Here is a 23,912-nt window from a genome sequence, read left to right on the forward strand (position 1 = left end):
GTTCCTGAGTAGAGTAGTCAAATTCCCGACAGGGTGTCGGGAATTTCCTGACATCGGCGTCGTGGGCGCCGGACAGTCGACGGCGCAATGCCTGATGCGGCGGGGTTCGGCGGGATCGTCACGCCTGCTGACCGGTTAAGGCAAGCGCTATGCCAATCTTCCGTGTCGGGATGCCGTCCCCAGTTCAGCTCAGCTCGCCCTGGTGGCGTGCGGCCAGCAGGACCAGATCGTTGGCGCGGCGGCAGCCCAGCGATTCCATCATCCGCGCGCGGTGGGTCTCGACGGTCTTGACGCTGATGCCCAGGTCCGAGGCGATTTCCTTGTTGCTCTGGCCCCGGCCGATCTGGCGCAGGATCTCGCGCTGGCGCGGCGACAGGGCGGCGATGCCCACCGGGCGCTCGCGGCCGAGCATCGGCGCGATCATCTTGGAAGAAATCTGCGGACTCAGGAACACCTGGTTGGCGCTGGCCGCGCGCAGCGCAAGTTCCAGCTCCAGCGGGGCGGCGTCCTTGACCACGAAGCCGGTGGCGCCGCGGTCCAGGGCATCGCGCACGTGTACCGGGTCGTCGTGCATCGACATCATCACCACCCGGGTCTTGGGCGAGCTGTGCAGCACGTCGGTGAGCGCGTCCAGGCCGCTGCGCCCCGGCAGGGACAGGTCCATCAGCACCAGGTCGGGGCGGTGGAGGGTGGCCAGATCCACCGCCTGCTGGGCGTTGCTGGCCTCGGCGACCACGTCGACGTCCGCAAACGTCTGCAGCAGCCGGCTCAGGCCGGCGCGTACCAGGGTGTGATCGTCGACGATGATGACTCGCACGGTGCAGGTCCTTCTATTCAGATCCGCACCTTAGCCGAGCCGCTCGCCGCCGCCAACCTCACCGCGGCCGCGGGTGGCCCGGGGCGGGCTCAGCGCGCCCGCCGGCTGTCGGCGATCTGCCGGCGGTGCAGCCGGAACAGGTGGCGTTCCAGGGCCTCTTCCAGGCCCGGCGGCTGTGTCTCGAACCGTAGCCAAAGTTGCACGACCCCGGCCGTGGTGGCCTCGGCCAGCACCCGCACCGGCAGTTCCAGGTGGTCCGGCAGCCAGTCCGAGGGCTGCAGGCGCAGCAGGCCGGCGGCGCCGGGCGCGGCGCCCGAGCGCGCGCCCAGGTCCAGCCGCACGCCCCGGCGCGACCAGCACAGCGGCCGCAACGGCAGGGCATCCTCGTGCTGGCGGGCCAACCGGCCCAGCAGCACCAGCATCAGGTCGAGCTTGGCCTCCATCCGCTGCGTCTGCGCGGTGGCGTCGCTGCGGTCGTCGCCGCCGTCCTCGCCGCGCAGATCCTCGATCTGCGCCAGGCTGCGCAACAGCGCCTCGCCCGCGGCCAGCCGGCCGGCACCGTTGCCCAGGCGGAAATCCGCCGGCAGCGCCAACGCGCAACTGAGGGTGTCGTGGAACAGTTCGGCGTCGGCCGGATGCTGCGCCGCGCCGTCCGGGCCGGCGTTCATCCCAGCAGTCCGGCCTGCGAATAGCTCCGCGCGGCATGGCTGGACTGGCGGCTGGCGCGCAGCCAGGCCGCGGCGTGGTCGCGCTCCATGCGCATCTGCGCGGTCACCGCCTGCTGCAAGGCGAGCAGTGGCTTCAGCGCCTCGCGCGAGCGGTCGGCGCCGTCCTGCTGCAGATACGCCTGCAGGCGCCGTGCGTGGTCGGTGACCATGGCCTGGGCCAGCGCGTAATCCTCGCCGCGCAGGATCTCGCGCAGTTCGTGCAGGTCGTTGTGCAGGTCGGCGAGCGCGATGCTCACGATGCGTTCGCCGTGGCCAGTTCGCGCTGCTGCGCGGGGATGGCGGCCCAGGCCGCGTCGATCTCGCTGAGCAGTTCCAGCGCTTCGGTCAGCGCCGCGTCGTCGTTGTGCAGGTTGGCTTCGGTCAGCCGGTGCATCACGTAGTCGTACAGCGCCGACAGGTTGCCGGCGATCTCGCCGCCGGCCTCGTGGTCGAGCGAGCCGTTGAGATGGCCGACGATCGCGCAGGCCTCGCCGATCGCCTTGCCCTTGCGCGCCTGGTCGCCCTGCGCGAGGCAGGCCTGGGCCTGGCGAATGCGCTGGCAGGCACCGGCGAACAGCATGGCGACCAGCTTGTGCGGATCGGCATCGGTGACGCTGGTGGAAATGCCCATCTTGCGATATTGCTCAGCGTACTGGCGGCTGGAACCGTACATGGAAAACTCCTCGGGTGGATCGGCTGGCCTCCGCGCCGTGCCGGTGAGCGGCGACGCTGTGGGCGGTTGCTGCGGCCAATCCGTAATGACTGTCGATACTCTTCATATCGGCCGCGACGCGCTTCGACTTGAGCCGCGGCCGCGCGCGCGTCAGCTGAACTGCTTGGTCAGGCCATCGCTGACGGTCTGCATCTGCGTCACCAGCGTTTCCATCGCGGTGAAGCGGGCGGTGTACTGGTCGCTCAGCGTCTGCATGCGCGCGTCCAGATCGCTGAGCTGGTCGGTCAGGTCGGAGATGTGCTTGTTGAGCGAGTTGGTGCGCTGGGTCAGGGTGCCGTCGGTGCTGTCCAGGTTGCTCTTCAACAACGTGCTCATGCCGGTGCCGAAACTGCCGTTGTTGCCCAGCAGGGTCTTGGCCGCGGACGGATCGCTGGCCGCGGCGGTATCGAACTTGGCGCTGTCGAAGCTCATCACTCCGTCCTTGTCGATGGTCACGCCCAGCGCCATCAGCCCGCTGACGTTGTCGCTGACCAGGCGGCGCAGCGACTGCTGCAGGCCGCGCACCATCGCATCGCCGGTCATCGCCGACGCCTTCTTGTTGGTGGCGTCGTAGGCGCTGGAGGACTTGAGCACGCTGTTGGCGGAGTTGTAGGCACTGACCAGGGCGGTCAGATTGGCCTTCAGCGGGGTGTTGTCGTTGGTGATGTTCAGGTTGAAGGTGCTGCCGGGGATGGCCTTGGTCAGGTTCAGCGCCACGCCGGGCACCAGGTCGGCGATGGTGTTGCTGCTGGAGGTGCGCGTGAAGCCGTCCACCTTCACCACCGCGTCGTCGGCGGCGATGGTCTGGGTCAGGCCGCCGCTGCTGCCGGCAGGGTAGGTGAGGTTGGCCAGGCCGCCGTCGCCGCCGGAGGCGGTGATGGTCAGGGCGCCCTTGGTGCCCGAGTCCACCGCGTTGAGCACCAGATGGTCGCCATCGTCGGCGCTGACCACGCTGGCGGTGACGCCGGCGCCGTTGGCGGCCTTGTTGATGAGGGCGGCCACGTCGCTGAGCTTGCTGCCCGTATCGATGTTGACGTTGAGCGTGGTGCTGCCGTAGGCGATGGTCAGGGTGCCGCTGCCGACCACGGCCCCGCTGGCGTAGCCCGACGAGGTCAGCTTCTGCGACTGCGCCAGCTTCACCACCTCGATCCCGTACTTGCCGGCGCTGGCGCTGGAGGTCACGGTGGCGGTGTAGCCGGCGCCATCGTCCACGCTCGACTTGTAGGCACCGCTGTCGGCGCTGTCGGAGACCGTGCTCATGGCAGTCTGCAGGTTGGACAACGCGCTCTTGATCGTGCTCAGGGCCGACAACTGCGCGCTGGACGCGGTGCCGTCGCGGTTGATCCGGTCTTCCTGCGGCTGGCGTTCCTTCGCCACCAGCTTGGCGACGAAGGTGGGGATGTCCAGGCCTGAGCCGATCGACGTGGTGGACATGATCGCGTTCCTTGAGGTGGCGGGCGCGCGACGCGCCAGCGGCTGAGGGGAGTATCGGCGCGCGGGGGCGCTTCTTGAGCGCCGCCCGCGCGTCGCTGCGGCCCGCAATGCGATGCAAATCCTGTGCCGCTTCCGCCCGCGTCAAAAAAAAGACCCCTCCTTGCGGAGGGGTCTGGTGGCGCTTGCGTTGCGTTGGCGCTTAGCCCTGGAGCAGGCTCAGCACGCTCTGCGGGGCCTGCTTGGCCTGGGCGAGCATGGCGGTGCCGGCCTGCTGCAGGATCTGCGTGCGGGTCAGCTCGGCGGTTTCCTTGGCGTAGTCGGTATCGCGGATGCGGCTGCGCGAGGCCGACAGGTTCTCCGAGGTCGAGCTCAGGTTGGCGATGGTGGAGGTGAAGCGGTTCTGGATCGCACCCATGTCGGCGCGCGAGGAGTTCACCGAGGTCAGCGCGTTGTCGATGATGCTCAGCGCCTTCTGTGCGCCCTGGAAGGTGGAGATGTCCACGTCGGCCAGGTAGTTGGTGGTGCCGGCGGTGGCAGCGGCGCTGGCGGCGATGCCGGCGTTGCTGAAGGTGACGCCGGTGGCGCCGGTGGCCGAGCCCGCGGTGAACGAGAAGTCCTGGCCGCCCTTGACCGATTCCAGCTTCAGCGCGCCGCTGGTGCTGTCGACCGAGGCGTACACGCCGGTCTGGGCCAGCTTGTCGTTGATCGCCGAGGCGATCTTCTTGGAGATGTCGCTGCCGGCGTCGCCGACGGCCACCGAGACCGAGGCGATGGTGACGCCGTTGACGACCATGCCGGAGAAGCTGCCGCTGGCGGTGGCGGTACCGGAGGCCAGGGCGGCCGAGCCGGTCTGGGTGGCGGCGAAGCCGGCCTTGCCCAGCGAGGCGGCGCTGGCGTTGACGATGCTGTTGATGCCGATGGTCTGGCCAGCGTCGGCGCCGACCTGGAACAAGGCGCCGGAGAACGAGCCGTCCAGCAGCTTGGTGCCGTTGAAGTTGGTCTGGCTGGAGACGCGGTCGATTTCCGAGGCCAACTGCTTGACTTCCGAGTTCAGCGCGCCGCGATCGGTGGTGGAGTTGGTGGCATTGGCCGACTGCACCGCCAGTTCGCGGATACGCTGCAGGTTGTTGCCGATTTCGACCATCGCGCCTTCGGCGGTCTGCGCCAGCGAGATGCCGTCGTTGGCGTTGCGCGAAGCCACGTCCAGACCACGGATCTGGGTGGTGAAGCGCTCGGAGATCGCCAGACCGGCGGCGTCGTCCTTGGCGCTGTTGATGCGCAGGCCCGAGGACAGACGCTGGATCGTCGTCGCCAGGCTGGCGCTGGTGGTGTTGAGGTTGCGCTGAGCGTTCAGCGACATTACGTTGGTATTGATGACCTGTGCCATTTTGATATCTCCTCTAAGCGATTTGTCCGGCAACCCGTTGGTGCCTGGAGCCTCCGCAGGGGGCCATCAATTGGCCATTGCCGCTGCTGGTATAAGTAACGGCAGTCGGTGCGCAACCTTTAGGGATTTGCTGCCGAAAATTTGGCGTTTCGGCGATTTGCGTGACACCAAAAACGCGGCGAAAGGCTTGTTTCGGCCGCGCTCTGTCAAACTTTAGGCTTCTTGCCCAAGTCGGGGAACAGCGGCCCGCATCGTGCCGAGCGCGATGTGCGCGATGTGCGCGATGCTCTCGATCGTGTGTCGCGTCGACGACGCGAACGCTTGACCTGCCGGTACGCAGCGCATCGCGACGCAACGGCTTGGCCATCTCATCTCTCCCTCTCTGTCTGATCGCCTTTCCTTGGCGATGAAGTAGAAGGAGTGTCGGTCGTCCGGCGATGTGGGCAATGTCGGCTCGCTGTCAGGTCGTGTGCTGCGCTGACGACACATGACAGGCGGTCTTGGAGCGCCGCCACGGTCATCGCCGACGCTGACCGCCATCCAATCCATTGCTCAAGGGGCGCGCGACAGCCCCAGCGGTCGGTGGCCGTGGCCGTTTCCCGTCGATCCCGCACAACGGGTCGCATGCACAGGGATCATCGCGGGTAGCATGACCACGCCTTCTGCTGGCCGCCGCTCTACAAGGCGGCGCAGCTCTGGCCTTCGGCGTCGAGGACCGGCGACGCGCGGAGATGGCGCTTCCTCCAAGATGCGACGGCCCGTGGCGGGAAAAGAGAACAAAAAAGGCCCCTCCTTGCGGAGGGGCCTCGGTGGTGCTTGCGTTGCGTTGGCGCTTAGCCCTGGAGCAGGCTCAGCACGCTCTGCGGGGCCTGCTTGGCCTGGGCGAGCATGGCGGTGCCGGCCTGCTGCAGGATCTGCGTACGGGTCAGCTCGGCGGTTTCCTTGGCGTAGTCGGTATCGCGGATGCGGCTGCGCGAGGCCGACAGGTTCTCCGAGGTGGAGCTCAGGTTGGCGATGGTGGAGGTGAAGCGGTTCTGGATCGCACCCATGTCGGCGCGCGAGGAGTTCACCGAGGTCAGCGCGTTGTCGATGATGCTCAGCGCCTTCTGCGCGCCCTGGAAGGTGGAGATGTCCACGTCGGCCAGGTAGTTGGTGGTGCCGGCGGTGGCAGCGGCGCTGGCGGCGATGCCGGCGTTGCTGAAGGTGACGCCGGTGGCGCCGGTGGCGCTGCCCGCGGTGAACGAGAAGTCCTGACCGCCCTTGACCGATTCCAGCTTCAGCGCGCCGCTGGTGCTGTCGACCGAGGCGTACACGCCGGTCTGGGCCAGCTTGTCGTTGATCGCCGAGGCGATCTTCTTGGAGATGTCGCTGCCGACGTCGCCGACGGCCACCGAGACCGAGGCGATGGTGACGCCGTTGACGACCATGCCGGAGAAGCTGCCGCTGGCGGTGGCGGTACCGGAGGCCAGGGCGGCCGAGCCGGTCTGGGTGGCGGCGAAGCCGGCCTTGCCCAGCGAGGCGGCGCTGGCGTTGACGATGGTGTTGATGCCGATGGTCTGGCCGGCATCGGCGCCGACCTGGAACAGGGCGCCGGAGAAGGAGCCGTCCAGCAGCTTGGTGCCGTTGAAGTTGGTCTGGCTGGAGACGCGGTCGATTTCCGAGGCCAGCTGCTTGACTTCCGAGTTCAGCGCGCCGCGGTCGGTGCTGGAGTTGGTGGCGTTGGCCGACTGCACCGCCAGTTCGCGGATACGCTGCAGGTTGTTGCCGATTTCGACCATCGCGCCTTCGGCGGTCTGCGCCAGCGAGATGCCGTCGTTGGCGTTGCGCGAGGCCACGTCCAAACCACGGATCTGGGTGGTGAAGCGCTCGGAGATCGCCAGACCGGCGGCGTCGTCCTTGGCGCTGTTGATGCGCAGGCCCGAGGACAGGCGCTGGATCGTCGTCGCCAGGCTGGTGCTGGTGGTGTTGAGGTTGCGCTGAGCGTTCAGCGACATTACGTTGGTATTGATGACCTGTGCCATTTTGATATCTCCTCTAAGCGATTTGTCCGGCAACCGGTTGGTGCCTGGAGTCTCCGCAGGGGGCCATCAATTTGGCCAGTGCGGCTGGTGATATAAGTAACGGCGACAGGCGCGCAACCTTTAGCGATTTACTGCAGAAAATTTGCCGTTCCGGCGATGCGCAAAACACCTGGAACACCGCGGAGAGCCTTTCTCGGCCGCACTTCGGCAAACTTTAGGGCTGCCTGCGCGTTGTCTACTTAGCCAGCGGCGATGGCGGTCTTTTGTATAAAGGAAAAGGCCCGGAGGCGTCGCCGCGCTCCGGGCCTTTTGGTATATCCGGTATATCGGCTGTTTAGCCGAGCCGGTCGAACAGCGACATCTTCTGCATCTGGGTGAAGATGGTCTGTGCCGCTTTCAGCGCCGACTGTTCCAACTGGTACTGGGAAATCGCCTGGGCGTAGTCGAGGTCGCGCAACGAGGACAGAGTGGTCTTCAGGGTCACGTCGTTGGCTTCGCGCAGGTCGGTGGCGTTGTCGATCGCCGCGAGCTGGGCACCGCCGGCGGCGCGCGCGTCGATCAGCTTCGACGAGGCCTGGGTGATGTCGCGCATCGACGATTGCAGGCCGTTCTGCAGCGCCGCCTTGGCCGTCGGAGTGATCGGATCGGTATTGAGCAGGTTGACCAGGTTGCTGATGGTGGAGAACACGTCCTTGGTGGTCGATGGACCGATCTGGAAGCTGTCGCCGGCCGCGGGAGCGCCGTCCACGCGCATCTTCAGGCCGGGCAGGCCGATGCTCTCGCCAGCGGCATAGGTACCGGTGTTGACCACCGTGCCGCTGCTGTCGCGCACCTCGTAGGTGGTGGCGGCAGTGAACACCACACTGTAGCTGCCGCCGTTCCAGGCGCTGCCGGAGCTGTCGCGGCTGAAGTCCAGCAGCAGGCCGGTGCCGGTGTTGCCGGCGGCCGCGTGCGCGTCGACGGTGCCGTCGCCGGTGGGCACGCGCATGAAGATCTCGCTGCCGGGCAGGGTGTCGGAGACCTTGGTATCCGGTGCGATCTCCACGCTGCGCTGGGTCTGGTTGCCACTGTAGACCACGTTGCCGGAGACCACGGCGAACGGCGCGGAGTCGTCGGCGGTACCGCCGAACAGGTAGCGGCCGGAGCCGTCGGTGCTGTTGGACAGGCTCAGCAGGCTGTCGTGCAGAGTCTTCAGTTCCGCGGCGATGGCCTTGCGGTCGGGGGTGGTCAGCGCCGAACTATTGGCTTCCACCGTCAGATCCTTGACCCGGGCCATCAGGTCGCCGGCCTGCGACAGCGAGTTCTCCTGCAGGTTGAGCCGGTTCTGCACGTTGGTGGCGTTGTCGCCGAAGCGCGCCAGCGCCGCCACCGTGCGATCCAGGCTGACCGCGGTGCCCGCGGCGACCGGGTCGTCGGCCGCGCTGACGATGCGCTGGCCGGTGGACAGCTGCTGCTGCAGGTGCGAGATCGTCGCCTGCTTGCCGAGCATGGTGTTGAGCGACTGATTGAAGATCATGCCGCTGGAGATGCGATTGCTCATCGGACCGCGCTCAGGATGGACTGGAACAGGGTGTCGGCGGTGGAGATCAGGCGCGAGGCCGCCTGGTAGGCCTGCTGCAGCCGCAGCATGTCCGCCGCTTCCTCATCGAGGTTGACACCGGACAGCGAGTCGCGCGCGTCCTGGGCGCTGCTCTGGATCACGTCCTGCGCGTCGGCCGCGTACTTGGCCTGGCGCGCCGCCGAGCCGACCGTGGTGGTCAGGCCGGCCACCGCGCCGTTGAGTGTGATCGTGCCGCCGTTGAACGCCTTGGCATCGTCCAGGTTGGACATCAGCAGGGCGTTGCCGTTGTTGCTCGAGCCGACCCCGGTCGGGCCCACCGCGAAACTGTCGCCGGCGGACGGGACGCCGTCCATGGTCAGGCTCCAGCCGTTGGCGCTGATGGTCTGCCCGGCGGTGTAGGTCTGCGGCGCGCCGCCGTTGATCGAGTAGTGGGTGGAATCGATGAAGGCGATGTTCGCCGGCGTCAGCAGGTTGGCGTTGCTGGCGTCGGTCGCGGCGACGTTGCTGACCTTGCCGGTGCCCAGGTTGCTCAGCGTGGCGCTGGCCTGGATCGGCGTGGCCGCGGCGATGCGCGAGGGGTCGGTGATGGCCACGGACAGCTTGTTGATGGCATTGGCGGTGGGCTGCAGCAGGAACTTGTCGCCGCTGGCGGCGGTACCGGACACCTGCAGGGTCACGCCGTTGACCACGAACGGGTCGGCGCTGGTGCCGGAACCGGTCATGGCGACGCTGGCGCCGGTGTCGGCGCGGCTGGCGTTCCAGCTGGTGCCGTTGTAGGTCAGCAGCAGGTTCTGCCCGTCGAGCTTGCTCAGGTCGCTGACGCTGGCGGTGAAGGCGGCCGTGCCGGTGTTGGCGCTGTTGCCGTCCACGGTCGGCGGCGGCAGGTTGAAGAAGTCGCCGCCCATTTGCCCGTACAGGTCCATGCCGGCGTGGTGCTGCGCGTTGTAGCTGCTGGCCAGGCCGGTGGCGATGCGGCCGAGTTCGGCCTTGGTCGGATCCAGGACGGTGCTGCGGAACTCCAGGAAGCCGCCGATCTGCCCGCCCAGCGCCTTGCTGTCGAGCGGCGTCGAGCCGCCTGGCGTCTTCAGCGCGATCTGCAGTTTTTCCGGCTGGTACGGATCGGGGCTGGTGACCAGGGTCGAGGCGTTGGTGCCGACCACCATCGCCTGGCCGCCGGAGGTGTAGACGTTCATCATCCCGCCGTCCTGCTGGATGACGCTGCCGCCGGTGTAGCCGATCAACTGGCTGATCATCTGGTCGCGGCGGTCGAGCAGGTCCGGTGCGGCGGCGTTCGCATTCGAGCCGATCTGGCCGTTGAGCTTGGCGATCTCGGTGGCCAGGCGGTTGGCTTCGGCAGTGCCGGCCAGCAGGCCGTTGTTGACCTCGCTGCCGAGCGAGTCGAGCTGGCCGTTGAGCTGCTTGAAGCGGGTCACCAGCGAGCCGCCGGCGTCCAGCAGGTTCTGCCGGTTGGCGCTGGCCGAGGCGTCGGAGGACAGGCCGCTGGTGGCGTCGAAGAAGTTCGACCACTGCCCGGCGATGCTGGTGGCCTTGTCCGAGAACAGGCCATCGACCCGGCTGGACATGCTGGAGAGCTGCTTCAGCCGCGCGACTTCGCCGGTGCTGTCGAACAGGCGCGAGATCGCCAACTGGTCCGCCACGCGGGAGACGTCGGTGATCTGGGTGCCGTTGCCGATGAACTCGCTGCCGTACTGGCTGGGAACCGTGGTCGCGAACGTCGTCCGCTGCCGGCTGTAGCCGTCGGTGTTGATGTTGGCGACGTTGTGGCTGACCGTGGACAGGGCCCGCTGGAAGGCGAGCAGGGCGCCGGTACCGGTGGAGAGGATGGACATGGGCGGCTACCTCAACGGCGCACGAGGCCGGACGAATCGACGGTGCTGGCCAGCACGCGCTCGATGCCGCCAGCGGCGGCGCTGCCGATCGCAGCGACCGCGCGGCCGATGGTCGGGCCACCGGCGATGGCGGCGATCTTGGCCGCGTAGGCCGGGTCGGTGGCGTAGCCGGCGCGCTGCAGGCCCTGGGCGAAGCCGCGGATGTCGGTGCCGGCCTTCAGCGCCTGCTGGTAGCGCGGATTGGTCTTCAGCAGGCGCACGTAGTCGGCGAAGCTCTCCGCCGGCGAGGAATAAGCGCGGAAATCGGCGGTCTGCGACTGCTTGACCCCATCCACGTACTCGTGGGTGCCGGTGGTCACGCGATCGCCGTCCCAGCCGGTGGCCTTGATCCCGAACAGATTGTTGGAACTGGCGCCGTCGCCGCGGGAGATGCCGCGGCGGCCCCAGCCGGTTTCCAGCGCGGCCTGCGCGACCAGGGCGCGCGCGTCCACGCCCAGTTCCTGCGCGGCCTTCTGCGCATGGTTCCAGATCTTGGCGACGAAGCCTTCCGGGGTGCGCTCGCCGAGGCTGGCCGCGGCGGCGTTGGCGGCCGCGGCGGCGCTGGGATCGATGGCGGTGCTGCTGTCGGCCGACGCTTGCACGTTCGACCAGCGGTCGTCGGCACCGGCCCAGGACAGGCCGGCGCTGCCGTCGGCCGGGCTGCTGCCGATGGCCTGGTGCATGGCGCTGCTCTCGCGGCCGGCGATCATGTCCAGCACCTGCTGCTGCGGGGAGGCGGTCGCGTCGGTGCCGCTCCACGGGCCGACGCCGGCGCCGGCCGCGGCACCGCTGGCGAGCGCGGCCTCGCCCTGCAGCGGCATCGGGCCATTGCTCGACTGGCCGGACACCAGCGAGTAGGCCTTGGCCGCCTTGGCAGCGTCCAGCGCGGTGTTCGGCGTGCCGGTCTCGCTCGTCTGCCCGCCGCCGAGCTGCTTGGCGATCATCGCCCGCAGGCCCAGCCCCTTGCCGTCGGTCAGGCCCTTGGCCAGTTGCTGGTCGTACATGTCGCGGAAAGTCTGGTTCTCGTTCGGGAACAGCGAATTGCCGAAGCTGGCCTCGCGCATGCTCTTGACCAGCATGTTGGCGAACTGCCCTTCGAGCTGGCGCGAGACCTTGTCGATCTTGGCCGGATCGTTCTGGGTAGAGGCGTGCAGGTCGAAGGGAGCGGCCGAGATACGCATGTCAGATCACCTCCAGCTCCGCGCTCAGGGCACCGGCCTGCTTGAGCGCTTCCAGAATCGCGATCAGGTCGCCAGGCGCGGCGCCGACCTCGTTGACCGCCCGCACGATCTGATCCAGCGAGGTGCCGCCCTCGAACTTGAACATGCGGCTGCCTTCGTTGGTGGCGGTGATGGTGGACTTGGGCGTGGCCACGGTCTGGCCGCCGCTCAGTGCATTGGGCTGGCTGACCTGGGTGCCTTCGCTGATGGTCACCGTCAGCGAGCCGTGCGAGATCGCGGCCGGGCTGACCCGCACCTGCGAACCGATCACCACCGTGCCGGTGCGGGCGTTGACCACCACCTTGGCCGGCGCCGCGCCCGGCGACAGCTCGACGTTCTCGATGCGTGCCAGCAGGCCGATGCGTGCGCTCTGGTCGGTGGGCGAACGCACCGCCACGGTGGAGCCGTCCACCGCATGCGCGCTGCCGGGACCGAAGGTGTTCTCCAGCGCCGAGACCATGCGCGAGACGGTGGTGAAATCGGGCTGGTGCAGGTTCAGGGTGATCTCGCCGGTGTTGCCGAACACGTCCGGCAGCGCGCGTTCCACGGTCGCGCCATTGGGAATCAGGCCGACGCTGGGCACGTTCACCGAGATCCGCGAACCGTCCTTGCCCTGCGCGCCGAAGCCGCCGACCACCAGGTTGCCCTGGGCGACCGCATAGACCTGGCCGTCGGCGCCCTTCAGCGGCGCCATCAGCAGGGTGCCACCGCGCAGCGAGATGGCGTTGCCGATCGAGGAGACGGTGATGTCGATGGTCTGGCCCGGCTTGGCGAACGCCGGCAACTGCGCGCTGATCGCCACCGCGGCCACGTTCTTCAGCTGCGGGTTGACGTTGGACGGCACGTTGACGCCAAGCTCGCCGAGCATGTTCTTCAGGCTCTGCACGGTGAAGGGCGCCTGGCTGGTGCGGTCGCCGCTGCCGTCCAGGCCGACCACCAGGCCGTAGCCGACCAGCGCGTTGTTGCGCACGCCGCCGACCTGGGCCAGGTCCTTGATGCGTTCGGCTGCGGCCGGGGCGGCCAGGCCGGCGCACAGGGCGACGGCGGCGAGCAGGCGGCAGGGCAGGGACAGGACGTTCATGGCGGGCCTCAGTACGGCGAGATGCGCGAGTTGAAGAAACGGCTCAGCCAGCCCATCGCGTTGGACTGCGCGACCGCGCCGCGGCCGCCGTAGGCGATGCGCGCCTCGGCGACCTTGCTGGAGGGAATGGTGTTGTCCGGGGCGATGTCGGCGGCGCGGACCACGCCCTGCACCTGCACCAGTTCGTCGCCCTGGTTCAGGCGCAGGTTCTTCTGGCCCTGGATCACCAGGTTGCCGTTGGGCAGGCGCTGCATCACGGTCACGGTGATGCTGCCCTGCATGGTGTTGCTCTGCGCGGTGTTGCCCTTGCCGGCGAAGCTGCGGTCGCCACTGGTGGCGTTGTTGAGGATGTTGGTGCCGTTGACGGTCAGCGGCGCGCCGAGCAGGGTCGGCGTGGCCATGGTCACCGCATCCTTCTTGCTGATGCTGGTGTTGGCGGTGCTGCTGGCGTTGGTGCTTTCGACCAGGGTGATGGTCAGCAGGTCGCCGACGTCGCGGGCGCGACGATCCGAGTACAGCTGCAGGCCGGGGCCGGCGGCGTAGATCGCACCGGCGGTGGGCTGGGCCTGCGGCGCCATCACCGGCGTGATCGGCGCCATCGGCGCGTACGGGCGCACGTCGCCGGCGGCCACGCCCAGGCCGGCGCAACCGCCGAGCAGGACCGGCAGCAGCAGCGCGGCGGAGAAGGAGAGAGAGGACAGGCGCGACATGGCGGATTCCGGAGGCGAGGGGATCAGACGTTGTTGTTCAGATAGCCGAGCATCGAGTCGGTGGTGGAGATGGCCTTGGCGTTCATCTCGTAGGCGCGCTGGGTCTCGATCATGCTCACCAGCTCTTCCACCACATTGACGTTGCTGCCTTCCAGCGCGCCCTGCGCGATCTTGCCGAGGCCGTTGAGGCCGGGCGTGCCGTTGGTGGCCGGGCCGGAGGCGGCGGTTTCCACATACAGGTTCTGGCCCTGGGCCTGCAGGCCGGAGGGATTGATGAAGTCGGTCAGGGTCAGCGAGCCGACCTGCAGCGCCGCGGCGGTGCCGGCAACCTGCACGCTCACCGTGCCGTCGGAGCCGATGGTCACCGACTGCGCGCCTTCCGGGATCTGGATGCCCGGCTGGATCGGGTAACCGCTGTTGGTGACCAATTGGCCCTGCGCATCGATCTGGAAGCTGCCGTCGCGGGTGTAGGCCGAGGTGCCGTCCGGCATCTGCACTTCGAAAAAGCCGCGGCCGTTGACCATCACGTCCAGGGCGCGGTCGGTCTGCTGCTGGCTGCCCTGCTCGAAATCCTTGGCGGTGGCGACCACGCGCACGCCGGTACCGATCTGCAAGCCCGAGGGCAGCTGCGTCTGCGAGGAACTGGCGCCGCCGGGCTGCCGCAGCTGTTGGTACAGCAGGTCCTCGAAGTTGGCGCGGTCGCGCTTGAAACCGGTGGTGTTGGTGTTGGCCAGGTTGTTGGAGACGACCGACATGCGCGTCTGCTGCGCATCCAGTCCGGTCTTGGCGACCCACAAAGCCTGATTCATGACCCGAGTTCCTCTGATGGTGGCCCCGGCACGACGCGCCGGGGGCGCAGGGAGTGATGCATGTGCCGTGCCAAACCGGCGCCGCTGGCGCCGAGGCGCGTCTTAGCCGTTCAGACGCAGCAGCGTGTTGGCCGACTGCGCGTTCTCGTCGCCGTTCTTGATGACCTTGACCTGCATTTCGAACTGGCGCTGCAACTGGATCATCTGCACCAGCGCGCCGGCGGCATCGACGTTGCTGCCTTCGAGTACGCCGGTCCGCAGCGAATTGCCGGTGGCGGGCGCAAAGGCCTTGGCCGGATCGTCGCTGACGTTGCGCATCAGGCCGTCGGGCCGGCGGGTGAGCTGGTCCGCCGGCGCCTGCACCACCTTCAAGGTGGCGACGGTGCTCATCGCGGTGGGCGCTTCGCCCAGCGGCACGATCGATACCGTGCCGTCGTTGCCGATCTCCAGCGACTGGTGCGGCGGGATCGACACCGGATTGCCCTGGTCGTCGAGCACCGCATGGCCGCTGGCGGTGACCAGCTGGCCGTTCGGGGTCAGCGCCAATTCGCCGCCGCGCGTGTACGCCTCCTTGCCGTCGGCGGACTGCACCGCCAGCCAGCGATCGGCGTCCAGCGACAGGTCCAGCGGATTGCCGGTCTGGTGCTGCGCGCCGACATCGCGGTTGAACCCCTGGTCGATGTGCAGCGCATCGATCCGCGACGGATAACCGGCGCCAGGAATCCGATACGCCTCGGTGTTGGCCAGCGCCGCCTTGAACCCGGAGGTCTCGACGTTGGCCAGGTTGTGCGACACGGTGGCCTGCGCCTGCAGCGACGCGCGGGCGCCGGTCATGGCGACGTAGAGGGCTTTGTCCATGGGTGTGGGCCGTGATTCGGGAGGAAGGGATTCGGGATTCGAAAAAGCGGAAATACCGCAGACGATTGGAAGTGGTGGCTCGTGCTGGCGCCCGTTCGACAGGGCGCCAGCGGGTGTCAAATCACCAATCCCGAATCACCAATCCCAGCCTTAACGCATATTGATGATCGTCTGCGTGACCTGATCCTGGGTCGAGATCACCTGCGAGTTCGCCTGGAAGTTGCGCTGGGCCACGATCATGTTGACCAGCTGCTCGGTCAGGTCGACGGTGGACGATTCCAGTGCGCCGGACTGCACGCTGCCGAAGTCCGAGGTCGCCGGCGAACCGGTGCGGGCGATGCCCGAGGCCGAGCTTTCCGCCCAGGCGTTGTCGCCGAGCGAACTCAGGCCCTGCGGGTTGACGAAGTTGGTCACCGCGATCTGGCCCAGCGCCTTGTCGGCGTTGTTGGAGTAGCGCGCGTAGACGATGCCCTTTTCGTCGATGCTGATCGAGTTGAGCTTGCCGCTGGCGTAGCCGTCCTGGGTCGCGCCACGCAGGGCGAAGGTTTCGCCGTACTGGGTCGACCCGAACACGTTCAGGTTCAGCGACAGGGTGCCGGCGCCGGTGGAGGGCGTGAAGGTGCCCAGCGCGATCTTGCCGTCGGCCGGGCTGACCAGCGCGCCGCTGTCGGAGAACTGCAGCGTGCTGGCACCGCCTGCGGCGACGCCGTCGACGTAGTTGTAGACGGTCCACTGGTTCGGCGTGGAGGTCTTGACGAAGTACGAGGTCTGCACGTGGGCCACGCCCAGCGAGTCGTAGACCGTGGTGCCGCCGCTGGAGTTGTTGTAGCTGTTGGCGTCGTTCGGATCGAACGTCGTCACCGTCGGCGGCTGGGTGTTGCCGGGCAGGGTGAAGGTCAGGTTGACCGTGCTGGTCTGCTTGGGCGGGCTGTCGGTGGTCAGCAGCTGCAGGTCGGTCAGGGTGCCGGCGGCGAAGCCGTTGCCGTTGCTCGCCGGCGGGAACACCTGCAGCCGCGCGCCCTGCGGATTGACCACATAGCCGTTGGCGTCGGTCTGGAAGTTGCCGGCGCGCGAATACACGCGGGCGCCGTTGTTGGACAGGGTGAAGAAGCCGGAGCCGGAGATGGCCAGGTCCAGGCTGCGCCCGGTCGGATCGATGGTGCCCTGCGAGAACTGCTGGGCGACGTTGCTGACGCGCACGCCGGAACCCACCGCGTTGCGCGCCAGGCCGTAGCCGTTGAGCGTGAACTGGTCGGCGAACTCGGCGCGCGAGCCCTTGAAGCCGGTGGTGTTGGCGTTGGCGATGTTGTTGGCGGTGACGTTGAGGTCGGTATTGGCCGCCCTGAGGCCGGACAGCGATGTATTGAAACCCATGGTGGACTCCTGTGGATGGTCGGCGCGGGATTAGCTGACGCGGAGGACGTTGGTCAGCGGCGTGGTGCCGAGCCCGGTCAGGTCGAGATAGATGCCGTCCGATCCGATGATGGCGCTCTCGACCGGCGCCTGGACGTAGGTGGACAGGGACAACTGGTTGCCCTGGGCATCGGTCTGCCCAGCGGTGATGCTGTAGCTGCCGGCCGGCATGCGCTTGCCGCTGGCGTCGGTGCCGTCCCAGGCGAAATCGAGCTGGCCGGCCTTGTCGGCGGTCAGGCTGATCTTCTTGATCGGCTGGCCGTTGGCATCGCTGACGGTGACGTCGACCACGCCGGCGGCCTTGGCCGCGACCAGGCCGCCGGTGCTGCCCTCGGCAGCCAGCGGCAGCGTCGCCGACGGCACCAGCACCTTGTGCCCGATCAGGTTGGCGCCGCGCAGCACCTGGTCGGTGCTCATCGACGAGGACAGCGCGGTGACGGTCTTGTTGAGGTCGCCGATGCCCTGCACGGTGGATAGCTGCGCCATCTGCGCGACCATCTGGCTGTTGTCCATCGGCTTGAGCGGATCCTGGTGCTGCAGCTGCTCGGTCATCAGCTTGAGGAAGTCGGCCTGCTGCAGCGCCTTGCCGCTGGTGGTGCTGGTGTTGCTCGAGGCGCTCAGGCCCAGACTGGAATAGGTGGTGTCGGTGGAGCTGGTGACGCTGGTCATGGAAGCGGTCCTGGAACGTGACGCGGCGGAGGGAGGGCGGATCAGCGGCCCATGGTCAGAGTGGCCAGCGCCAGTTCCTTGGCGGTGTTGAGGACCTCCACGCCGGCCTGGTAATTGCGCGAGGCGGAGATCAGGTTGACCATCTGCGAGACCGGATCCACATCGGGCGAATAGATGTAGCCGTCGGAATCGGCAAGCGGATGGCCGGGTTCGTAGCGCTTGATCGGCGGCGCGTTGGTCGTCGCGATTTCCTTGACGTTGACCGAGGTCAGGCTGCTGTCGTGCGGGTTGCGCACCGCCTGGAAGATCGGCTCGATCGGCTTGTAGGCCGCCTCCGCCGAACCGGCCACCGAATCGGCATTGGACAGGTTGCTGGCGATGGTGCTCATGCGCACCGACTGCGCCTGCAGCGCGGAGCCGGCGACGTCGAAGATCGGTAGATTGCTCATGCTTATTGGCCCGTGATCGCGGTGAGCATGGTGCGCACCTTGGACTCGATGAAGCTCAGCGATGCGCGGTACTCCAGCGCGGCGCGACCGTAGGCGGCGCGTTCGGCGTCCGGATCGACGGTGTTGCCGTCCATGCTCGGCTGGCTGGCGGCCCGGGTGACCTGGAACGGGTTCAGCCCGTCGCCGCCGACGGCGATGTGGCGGCTGTCGTCCACCGCGAGCTGGGTGCCCTCGCGCTGTCCCTGCGCCGCGCGCATCGCGGCATCGAAGTCCAGGTCCTGGGCCTTGTACCCGGGCGTGTCGACGTTGCTGAGGTTGCTGGCGATCAGCTTCATCCGCTGCTCGCGCAGCGGCAGGGCGTCGCCGTGGACGCCGAAATAGCCTGTGATCGGGTTGGACATGGCACGATCCCGCGGTTTGTTGCCGAAACCACAGGCAAGGCGCGTGCCAAAGCCGGGCCCAAGGCCCGTGAGATCAGGGGGTTGCCTCGGGGCGGGGAGCGCCCGCGCTCTATTGGAACGTCAGGCAGGCCGCGCAGCCAGGCGCGGCGCCCGGGTCAGGCGGCCGCTTGTGCGGCCGCCGCCACCACCCGCAGCCGGGCCAGGACGTACTCGGCCAGCTCGTTGGGGCTGTACTTGGCGACGAAGGCGTTGGCGCCCACGCGTTCGACCATCGCGTTGTTGAACACGCCCGACAGCGAGGTGTGCAACAGCACGTACAGGCCGGACAGGCCGGCATGGCGGCGGATTTCCGTCGTCAGCGTGTAGCCGTCCATCGCCGGCATCTCGATGTCGGAGATCACCATGGCGTAGCGCTCGGCCGGATTCTCGCCGGCGGCGTGGATCTGCAAGAGATGGTCCAGCGCCTGGCGACCGTCCGAGAGCAGGGTCGCGGCGACCCCGAGCTGGTCCAGCACGCTGCGGATCTGCTGCCGCGCCACTCGCGAGTCGTCGACCACCAGCACCTGCAGCTGCGGGCCGGTGAGCGCCAGCGACGGGTCCAGGTTGGCCTCGACCCGGGTCTGGGCGATGTCGGCCAGCACGCTTTCCACGTCGATCACCTGGATCAGTTCGCCCTGGAAGCGGGTCACCGCGGTCAGATAGCTGGACTCGGCGCCCAGTTCCGGCGGCGGATGGATGTCTTCCACCGCGATGTTGACGATGCGCTCCACGCCGCTGACCAGGAAGCCCTGCACCGAGCGGTTGAACTCGGTCACCACCAGATAGCCTGGCGCGGTGTCCGCGTTCGGTTCGCGTTCCGGGTGGCCGATGGCCAGGCCCAGGTCGAGCACCGGCACCGAGCGCCCGCGCACGTCGGCGACGCCGGAGAATTGCAGCGGCAGCCCCGGCACCTGGAACAGCTCCGGCCGGCGCAGCACTTCCTGCACCTTGAAGACGTTCACGCCAAAAAGCTGACGACCGCCCAGCCGGAACAGCAGCAGGGCAAGCCGGTTGTGGCCCGCCAAGCGGGTGCGCTGGTCGATTCGGTTGAGAAGGTCATGACTCATGGCGTTCATATCGGCGCCCTCGCGGCGGAACTTGAGGGCGGGTCCCGCATTGGACGTTCGGTTTACGGCACGGCCTTTGCATGGTGCCGGCGACCTTTCCCAGAGAGACGGCCATGCGCCCGATCCTATTGCTGGTCCTGCTGGCGGCGACGCCGGCCTGGGCCGCGGACTTCCAGTCGGTGGATTCGATCCGCGCCGCGGCGCTGTCCCTGGCCGGGGCCGACGCCGATGCCGAGGCGACCCTGGACCCGTCGGTCCGGGTGCCGCTGTGCCCGGTGCCGTTGCAGGCCCAGCCGACCGGGACCACCACCGTGGAGGTGAGTTGTCCGCGCGACACCGGCTGGCGGCTGTTCGTGCCGGTCAAGGTACGGCGCATGCAGCATGTCCTGGTGCTGGCGCGCGGCCTGTCCGCTGGAGAAACCATCGGCGCGGCCGATATCGTCCCCGAGAAGCGCGACGCGGCGCGCATCGTCGGCGCCGCGATGACCGAGCCGGAGGCGGCGATCGGCAAGGTGGTGCGGCGAACCCTGCCGGCCGGCACCTTGTTGTCCGCCACCGACCTGGTCGCGCCGCGGCTGGTGAGGCGCGGCGACAATGTGGCGCTGGTGGCGCGCAGCGGTGGCCTGGAAGTGCGCATGTCCGGCCGTGCATTGGGCGATGCGGGCGAAAACGAGCGTGTAACCGTCGAAAACCTGTCGTCCAAGCGCATCGTTCAGGGAACTGTGTCACAAAACGGCGACGTTTTAGTGACGCGCTAAGAATCCGGCTAAAGTTCTCCGACGCTGTGCCGTTACCTACACCGAACCCGTAACAGGATTTCCGCCATGACACAGAAAATTGAAGGGAATTTGCCGAGCCCGGCCACCCTTCGCACCTCGTCCGTCTCGACCAAGGCCGCCTCCGGCGCGTCCGAGGAAGGCAAGGACCGTGCGGTCGGTGCGGCCGCAGCCACCGACAGCCTGCGCCTGACCGGCGAGGCCTCCGGCCTGCAGACCCTGCAACGCCAGCTCTCGGCCGCTCCGGCGGTGGACAGCAGCCGCGTCGAGGCCGTGCGCTCGTCGCTGCAGAACGGCAGCTACAAGATCAACCCCGACGCGATCGCCAGCCGCATGATCGACATGGATCGGCAACTCAGCGCATGAACACGTCGGTGACCAACCCCCTGCAGCAGCTCAGCGACGCGCTCGCCGGCGAGCGCCAGGCGTTGTTGGATCACAATGTGGAAGGCCTCATGCAGGCGACCAGCGCCAAGCTGGCGGCACTGCGCGCCCTGGAGGCCGACGTGCCTGCCGGCGCCGAAGCCGAACTGCGGCTGCGCGAACTGGCCGACGCCAACCGCGCCAACGGCGCGCTGCTGTCGCGGCGCCGGCGCGAGGTCAACTGGGCGCTGCGCCACCTCGGCCGCAGTGAGAGCGCCTCGTCCTACGACGCCAACGGCCAGTCGAGCACGCCGCTCGCCCAACGTCCCCTGGCGATCGCGTAAGCCGCACCGCGTCCCGCTGCGGGGCGCGCATCCGCCGGCGGCAACGGCGTATATTGGGCATCCATCGATCGCCCACGGCCTGTCGTGAATTTCGCCGAAATCAATCCCAACGCAGCACTTGTCCTGCCCGCGCGCGAGAGCCTGCTCGCCCTCAGCGAACTGTTGTACGAAGGCGTGGTGCTGTTCCGCGCCGACGGCCAGTTGCTGCTGACCAACAGCGCCGCACGCCGCCATCTGTCCGGCGCCGACACCGGCGGCCTGGCCGCGCACCTGGCGCAATGGCTGCCGGGCGATGCGCTGTCGCAGGCGCGCAGCAGCGGCCGCTGGAGCGGCAGCCTGCCGACCGAACAGCACGTGGTGCTGGCCCACCTGTACTTCCATGCCGACGCGGACGGCGGCCATTACCTGATGCTGATCCAGGGCATCGAAGGCCAGCAGGACTACGAACAGGAACTGCAGCAGCGCCACGCCGAACTGCGCCAGGCCTACCTGCGCCTCAACGGCGCCCAGGAAAAACTGCTGCAGTCGGAGAAGATGGCCTCGATCGGCCAACTCGCCGCCGGCGTCGCCCACGAAATCAACAACCCGATCGGCTACGTCCATTCCAACCTGGGCAGCCTGCAGGAATACCTGCGCAGCCTGTTCACCCTGATCGAGGCCTACGAGCGCGCCCTGCGCGCGCCGGATCCGAAGGCGCTGATCCCGGAAATCGACGACATCCGCAACCGCTTCGACATCGACTTCATCAGCCGCGACCTGCCGCAACTGATGGCCGAGTCGCGCGAGGGCATCGAGCGGGTCACTCGTATCGTCCGCGACCTGAAGGACTTCTCCTATTCCGGCCGCGAGGAGTCGTGGAAGCTGGTGGACCTGCACTCGGGCCTGGAATCGACGATCAACATCATCTGGAACGAGCTCAAGTACAAGGTCACCCTGGAGCGCCACTACGGCAACCTGCCGCTGGTGGAGTGCCTGCCGTCCGAGCTCAACCAGGTGTACATGAACCTGCTGCTCAACGCCGGTCAGGCGATCGGCGAGCGCGGCACCATCGTGGTCAGCACCGGCCAGGACGGCGAAGAGGTGTGGATCGAGTTCAAGGACTCCGGCGCCGGCATTGCGGCGGACCTGCTGCAGCGCATCTTCGACCCGTTCTTCACCACCAAGCCGGTCGGCAGCGGCACCGGCCTGGGCCTGTCGATCTCCTACGGCATCATCAACAAGCACCACGGCCGCATCGACGTGAGCAGCGTCGTGGGCGAGGGCTCGACGTTCCGGATCGTGATTCCGGTGAGGCAGCCGAAGTAGCCGGGAATGGGGAATTGGGAATGGGGAATCGGAACAGCGGGAACACTGCTGCTGCCGCTTTCCGCACCCGATGTCGTTTCAATGAACTGACCTGAAAAAACGAAAAGCCGCGATGCGGCTTTTCCCATTCCCCATTCCCCAATCCCGGCCCCTCAGGGCCCCGCATCCCGCCGCTGTTCGTCGTGCGTGCGGAAGGCCTGGCGGATGTGTTCGCGCAGTTCGTCGTCGTTCCAGGGCTTGGTCAGGAAGCGGTAGATCGCGCCGCGGTTGATCGCGTCGGTGACGGTGGCCAGGTCGGTGTAGCCGGACAGGACCAGGCGGATGGTGTCGGGGTAGAGCATCTTCACCCGGCCCAGGAACTCGGTGCCGCTCATGTCGGACATGCGCTGGTCGGACAGGATCACCTGCACGTCGTTGGTGGCGAGCAGGTCGAAGGCGTCGCGGACGTTGCCGGCGGCGAGGATGCGGTAGCCGTCGCGGCGGAACAGGCGCACCAGCGAGCGCAGCACGTTCTCTTCGTCGTCGAGCAGCAGCAGGGTGCGGTCCGGGCGGGTCTCGGTGAACGATTCCGGGCGCAGGTAGCGCCGGCGCAGGGCCATGCCGGCCGCTTCGGCGGACATCGGTTCGCCGAACAGGTAGCCCTGGAAGATGTCGCAATCGTTGCGACGCAGGAAGCCGAGCTGCGCCTGCGACTCGACGCCGTTGGCGATCACCACCATGCCCAGCTGGTGGCCCATGGCGATGATCGCGCGGGCGATCGCCGCCTCGCGGTTGCCGGCCGGCGCGCTCTTGATGAAGCTGCGATCGATCTTCAGCTTGTCCACCGGGTAGCGCACCAGCGCGCTGAGGCTGGAATCGCCGGTGCCGAAGTTGTCCAGGCTCAGGCTGATGCCTTCGCGGCACAGGTTGGCCAGGGTCTCGTGGACGAAGTTGACGTTGTTGGTCAGCGCGCTCTCGTTGATCTCCAGCACCACCATCTGCGGCGGCACCCCGGCCGCCTGCAGCGCCGACATCACCTCGTTGAAGAAGGTCGGGCGCAGCAGCTGCAGGGTGGAGACGTTGACCGCGATGGTGAAGTCGTCGAAGCCCTGGTCGCGCCACAGCCGCGCCTGGCGCAGCGCGCCTTCCATCACCCAGGTGCCGATCTGCACGATCACGCCCAGGCGCTCGGCGGTGCGCATGAAGCGCTCCGGCACCAGGATGCCCAGAGTCGGCGACTGCCAGCGCAGCAGCGATTCCATGCCGACCACGCGGCCGTCGCGGGCGCTGACCATCGGCTGGTAGCGCAGCCGCAGTTCGCCGTTGGGGATGGCGTCGACGATCTGCCGCGAGATGATGCTCTCGCTGTGCGCGCTGGGCGGGCCGTCGGCGGCGTACAGGCGCACCAGATTGCCGCCTTCGCGCGCGGCCTGGTAGACCGCGTCCTCGGCGAAGTCGAGCAGGGTCGACAGGCGCGTGGAATGTTCCGGGCACAGGCTCACGCCGATCTTGCCGGTCATGAACAGGGTGTACGGCAGCACCGACAGCGGCAGTTCGATCTGCTGCCGGATCTCCTCGGCGAAGGCTTCCGGCGGCGGCACGTCGGCGGTGCGAGGTACCGCCATCACCAGTTCGTCGCTGCCGTGCCGCCACAGCAGGCCGCGGCCGCGCAGGTGCGCCTGCAGCCGGTGCGCCAGCAGCGCCAGCGCCTGGTCGCCGACCTCCGGGCTCATGTTCTCGTTGATCGAGGCGAAGTGGTCGATGTCGATGTGCAGCAACATCACCCCCGGCCCGCCGGCGAGCGCCTCGGCGATCATGCCGGTCAGGGCGGGATGGCCCGCACCCAGGCGCGACGGCAGTTCGTCGTCCACGGGTACGGCGCTGGCGGGATTCCACATCGG

24 protein-coding genes are annotated in these 23,912 nt (G+C 67.9%); 4 read left to right on the plus strand and 20 right to left on the minus strand.

Translation table 11 applies throughout. The annotated features are described in order from the left end of the window. Positions 1 to 184 precede the first annotated feature (184 nt). The 19 genes from AC1PLR_RS10000 to AC1PLR_RS10090 all read right to left on the minus strand — a co-directional run bounded on the left by AC1PLR_RS10000 (position 185) and on the right by AC1PLR_RS10090 (position 19,244). Positions 185 to 817, minus strand: coding sequence for a response regulator (locus AC1PLR_RS10000; protein ID WP_017908534.1), 633 nt, complete (start codon positions 815 to 817; stop codon positions 185 to 187). 89 nt (positions 818 to 906) lie between these two features. Continuing rightward, entirely contained in the window at positions 907 to 1,485 is a 579-nt protein-coding gene (locus AC1PLR_RS10005; protein ID WP_420009882.1) for a PilZ domain-containing protein, read from the minus strand. Then, on the minus strand, positions 1,482 to 1,781 hold the full coding sequence (locus tag AC1PLR_RS10010; RefSeq protein WP_010341673.1) for a hypothetical protein: 300 nt from the start codon (positions 1,779 to 1,781) through the stop codon (positions 1,482 to 1,484). The genes AC1PLR_RS10005 and AC1PLR_RS10010 overlap by 4 nt, the downstream gene beginning before the upstream one ends. Further along, positions 1,778 to 2,197 (minus strand): flagellar export chaperone FliS, encoded by a 420-nt coding sequence (fliS, locus tag AC1PLR_RS10015; RefSeq protein ID WP_010341674.1) that lies wholly within the window; start codon positions 2,195 to 2,197, stop codon positions 1,778 to 1,780. Before fliS ends, AC1PLR_RS10010 begins: the two co-directional genes overlap by 4 nt. A 150-nt stretch (positions 2,198 to 2,347) precedes the next feature. Next, complete coding sequence (fliD, locus tag AC1PLR_RS10020; protein WP_481103431.1) at positions 2,348 to 3,670, minus strand: flagellar filament capping protein FliD; 1,323 nt, start codon at positions 3,668 to 3,670, stop codon at positions 2,348 to 2,350. A gap of 199 nt (positions 3,671 to 3,869) precedes the next feature. Next, entirely contained in the window at positions 3,870 to 5,057 is a 1,188-nt protein-coding gene (locus AC1PLR_RS10025; RefSeq protein WP_420009880.1) for a flagellin, read from the minus strand. Positions 5,058 to 5,890: 833 nt separating this feature from the next. After that, positions 5,891 to 7,078: a flagellin gene (locus tag AC1PLR_RS10030; protein WP_209231536.1), complete on the minus strand. Its 1,188-nt coding sequence runs from the start codon at positions 7,076 to 7,078 to the stop codon at positions 5,891 to 5,893. Positions 7,079 to 7,412: 334 nt separating this feature from the next. Further along, complete coding sequence (gene flgL / locus AC1PLR_RS10035) at positions 7,413 to 8,618, minus strand: flagellar hook-associated protein FlgL (RefSeq protein ID WP_481103432.1); 1,206 nt, start codon at positions 8,616 to 8,618, stop codon at positions 7,413 to 7,415. After that, positions 8,615 to 10,489 (minus strand): flagellar hook-associated protein FlgK, encoded by a 1,875-nt coding sequence (gene flgK / locus AC1PLR_RS10040; RefSeq protein ID WP_481103433.1) that lies wholly within the window; start codon positions 10,487 to 10,489, stop codon positions 8,615 to 8,617. The genes flgL and flgK overlap by 4 nt, the downstream gene beginning before the upstream one ends. 11 nt (positions 10,490 to 10,500) lie before the next feature. Next, positions 10,501 to 11,709 (minus strand): flagellar assembly peptidoglycan hydrolase FlgJ, encoded by a 1,209-nt coding sequence (gene flgJ, locus AC1PLR_RS10045; protein WP_209248663.1) that lies wholly within the window; start codon positions 11,707 to 11,709, stop codon positions 10,501 to 10,503. A 1-nt stretch (position 11,710) separates the two neighbouring features. Continuing rightward, a complete protein-coding gene (locus AC1PLR_RS10050) occupies positions 11,711 to 12,829 on the minus strand; it encodes a flagellar basal body P-ring protein FlgI (protein WP_481098179.1) in 1,119 nt (372 codons plus the stop codon). Between the two features lie 8 nt (positions 12,830 to 12,837). Continuing rightward, positions 12,838 to 13,539 (minus strand): flagellar basal body L-ring protein FlgH, encoded by a 702-nt coding sequence (flgH, locus tag AC1PLR_RS10055; RefSeq protein WP_010341760.1) that lies wholly within the window; start codon positions 13,537 to 13,539, stop codon positions 12,838 to 12,840. A 23-nt stretch (positions 13,540 to 13,562) separates the two neighbouring features. Continuing rightward, entirely contained in the window at positions 13,563 to 14,348 is a 786-nt protein-coding gene (gene flgG / locus AC1PLR_RS10060; protein WP_010341758.1) for a flagellar basal-body rod protein FlgG, read from the minus strand. A gap of 102 nt (positions 14,349 to 14,450) precedes the next feature. Then, on the minus strand, positions 14,451 to 15,206 hold the full coding sequence (locus AC1PLR_RS10065; protein WP_010341757.1) for a flagellar basal body rod protein FlgF: 756 nt from the start codon (positions 15,204 to 15,206) through the stop codon (positions 14,451 to 14,453). A gap of 150 nt (positions 15,207 to 15,356) precedes the next feature. Further along, positions 15,357 to 16,580 (minus strand): flagellar hook protein FlgE, encoded by a 1,224-nt coding sequence (gene flgE, locus AC1PLR_RS10070; protein WP_010341756.1) that lies wholly within the window; start codon positions 16,578 to 16,580, stop codon positions 15,357 to 15,359. Between the two features lie 30 nt (positions 16,581 to 16,610). Then, positions 16,611 to 17,288, minus strand: coding sequence for a flagellar hook capping FlgD N-terminal domain-containing protein (locus tag AC1PLR_RS10075; RefSeq protein WP_010341755.1), 678 nt, complete (start codon positions 17,286 to 17,288; stop codon positions 16,611 to 16,613). 41 nt (positions 17,289 to 17,329) lie between these two features. After that, entirely contained in the window at positions 17,330 to 17,737 is a 408-nt protein-coding gene (flgC, locus tag AC1PLR_RS10080) for a flagellar basal body rod protein FlgC (RefSeq protein ID WP_019800422.1), read from the minus strand. A 2-nt stretch (positions 17,738 to 17,739) separates the two neighbouring features. Continuing rightward, positions 17,740 to 18,138, minus strand: coding sequence for a flagellar basal body rod protein FlgB (flgB, locus tag AC1PLR_RS10085; RefSeq protein ID WP_019800421.1), 399 nt, complete (start codon positions 18,136 to 18,138; stop codon positions 17,740 to 17,742). 155 nt (positions 18,139 to 18,293) lie between these two features. Continuing rightward, on the minus strand, positions 18,294 to 19,244 hold the full coding sequence (locus AC1PLR_RS10090; protein ID WP_160947292.1) for a chemotaxis protein: 951 nt from the start codon (positions 19,242 to 19,244) through the stop codon (positions 18,294 to 18,296). A 113-nt stretch (positions 19,245 to 19,357) separates the two neighbouring features. Between AC1PLR_RS10090 and flgA the strand changes: the two genes are divergently transcribed. The 4 genes from flgA (at position 19,358) to AC1PLR_RS10110 (ending at position 22,032) form a co-directional block, all read left to right on the plus strand. Further along, entirely contained in the window at positions 19,358 to 20,002 is a 645-nt protein-coding gene (flgA, locus tag AC1PLR_RS10095; protein ID WP_209029339.1) for a flagellar basal body P-ring formation chaperone FlgA, read from the plus strand. A gap of 66 nt (positions 20,003 to 20,068) precedes the next feature. Further along, positions 20,069 to 20,386 (plus strand): flagellar biosynthesis anti-sigma factor FlgM, encoded by a 318-nt coding sequence (gene flgM, locus AC1PLR_RS10100; protein WP_010341747.1) that lies wholly within the window; start codon positions 20,069 to 20,071, stop codon positions 20,384 to 20,386. Beyond that, positions 20,383 to 20,727 (plus strand): hypothetical protein, encoded by a 345-nt coding sequence (locus tag AC1PLR_RS10105; protein WP_019800978.1) that lies wholly within the window; start codon positions 20,383 to 20,385, stop codon positions 20,725 to 20,727. The genes flgM and AC1PLR_RS10105 overlap by 4 nt, the downstream gene beginning before the upstream one ends. A gap of 84 nt (positions 20,728 to 20,811) precedes the next feature. After that, entirely contained in the window at positions 20,812 to 22,032 is a 1,221-nt protein-coding gene (locus AC1PLR_RS10110; RefSeq protein ID WP_010341744.1) for an ATP-binding protein, read from the plus strand. Positions 22,033 to 22,184: 152 nt separating this feature from the next. On the opposite strand, the gene AC1PLR_RS10115 is transcribed toward AC1PLR_RS10110, so the two are convergent. Beyond that, positions 22,185 to 23,909 (minus strand): EAL domain-containing protein, encoded by a 1,725-nt coding sequence (locus tag AC1PLR_RS10115; RefSeq protein ID WP_010341742.1) that lies wholly within the window; start codon positions 23,907 to 23,909, stop codon positions 22,185 to 22,187. Positions 23,910 to 23,912 lie beyond the last annotated feature (3 nt).

The sequence above is a fragment of the Xanthomonas sp. NCPPB 3570 genome, assembly GCF_056725115.1.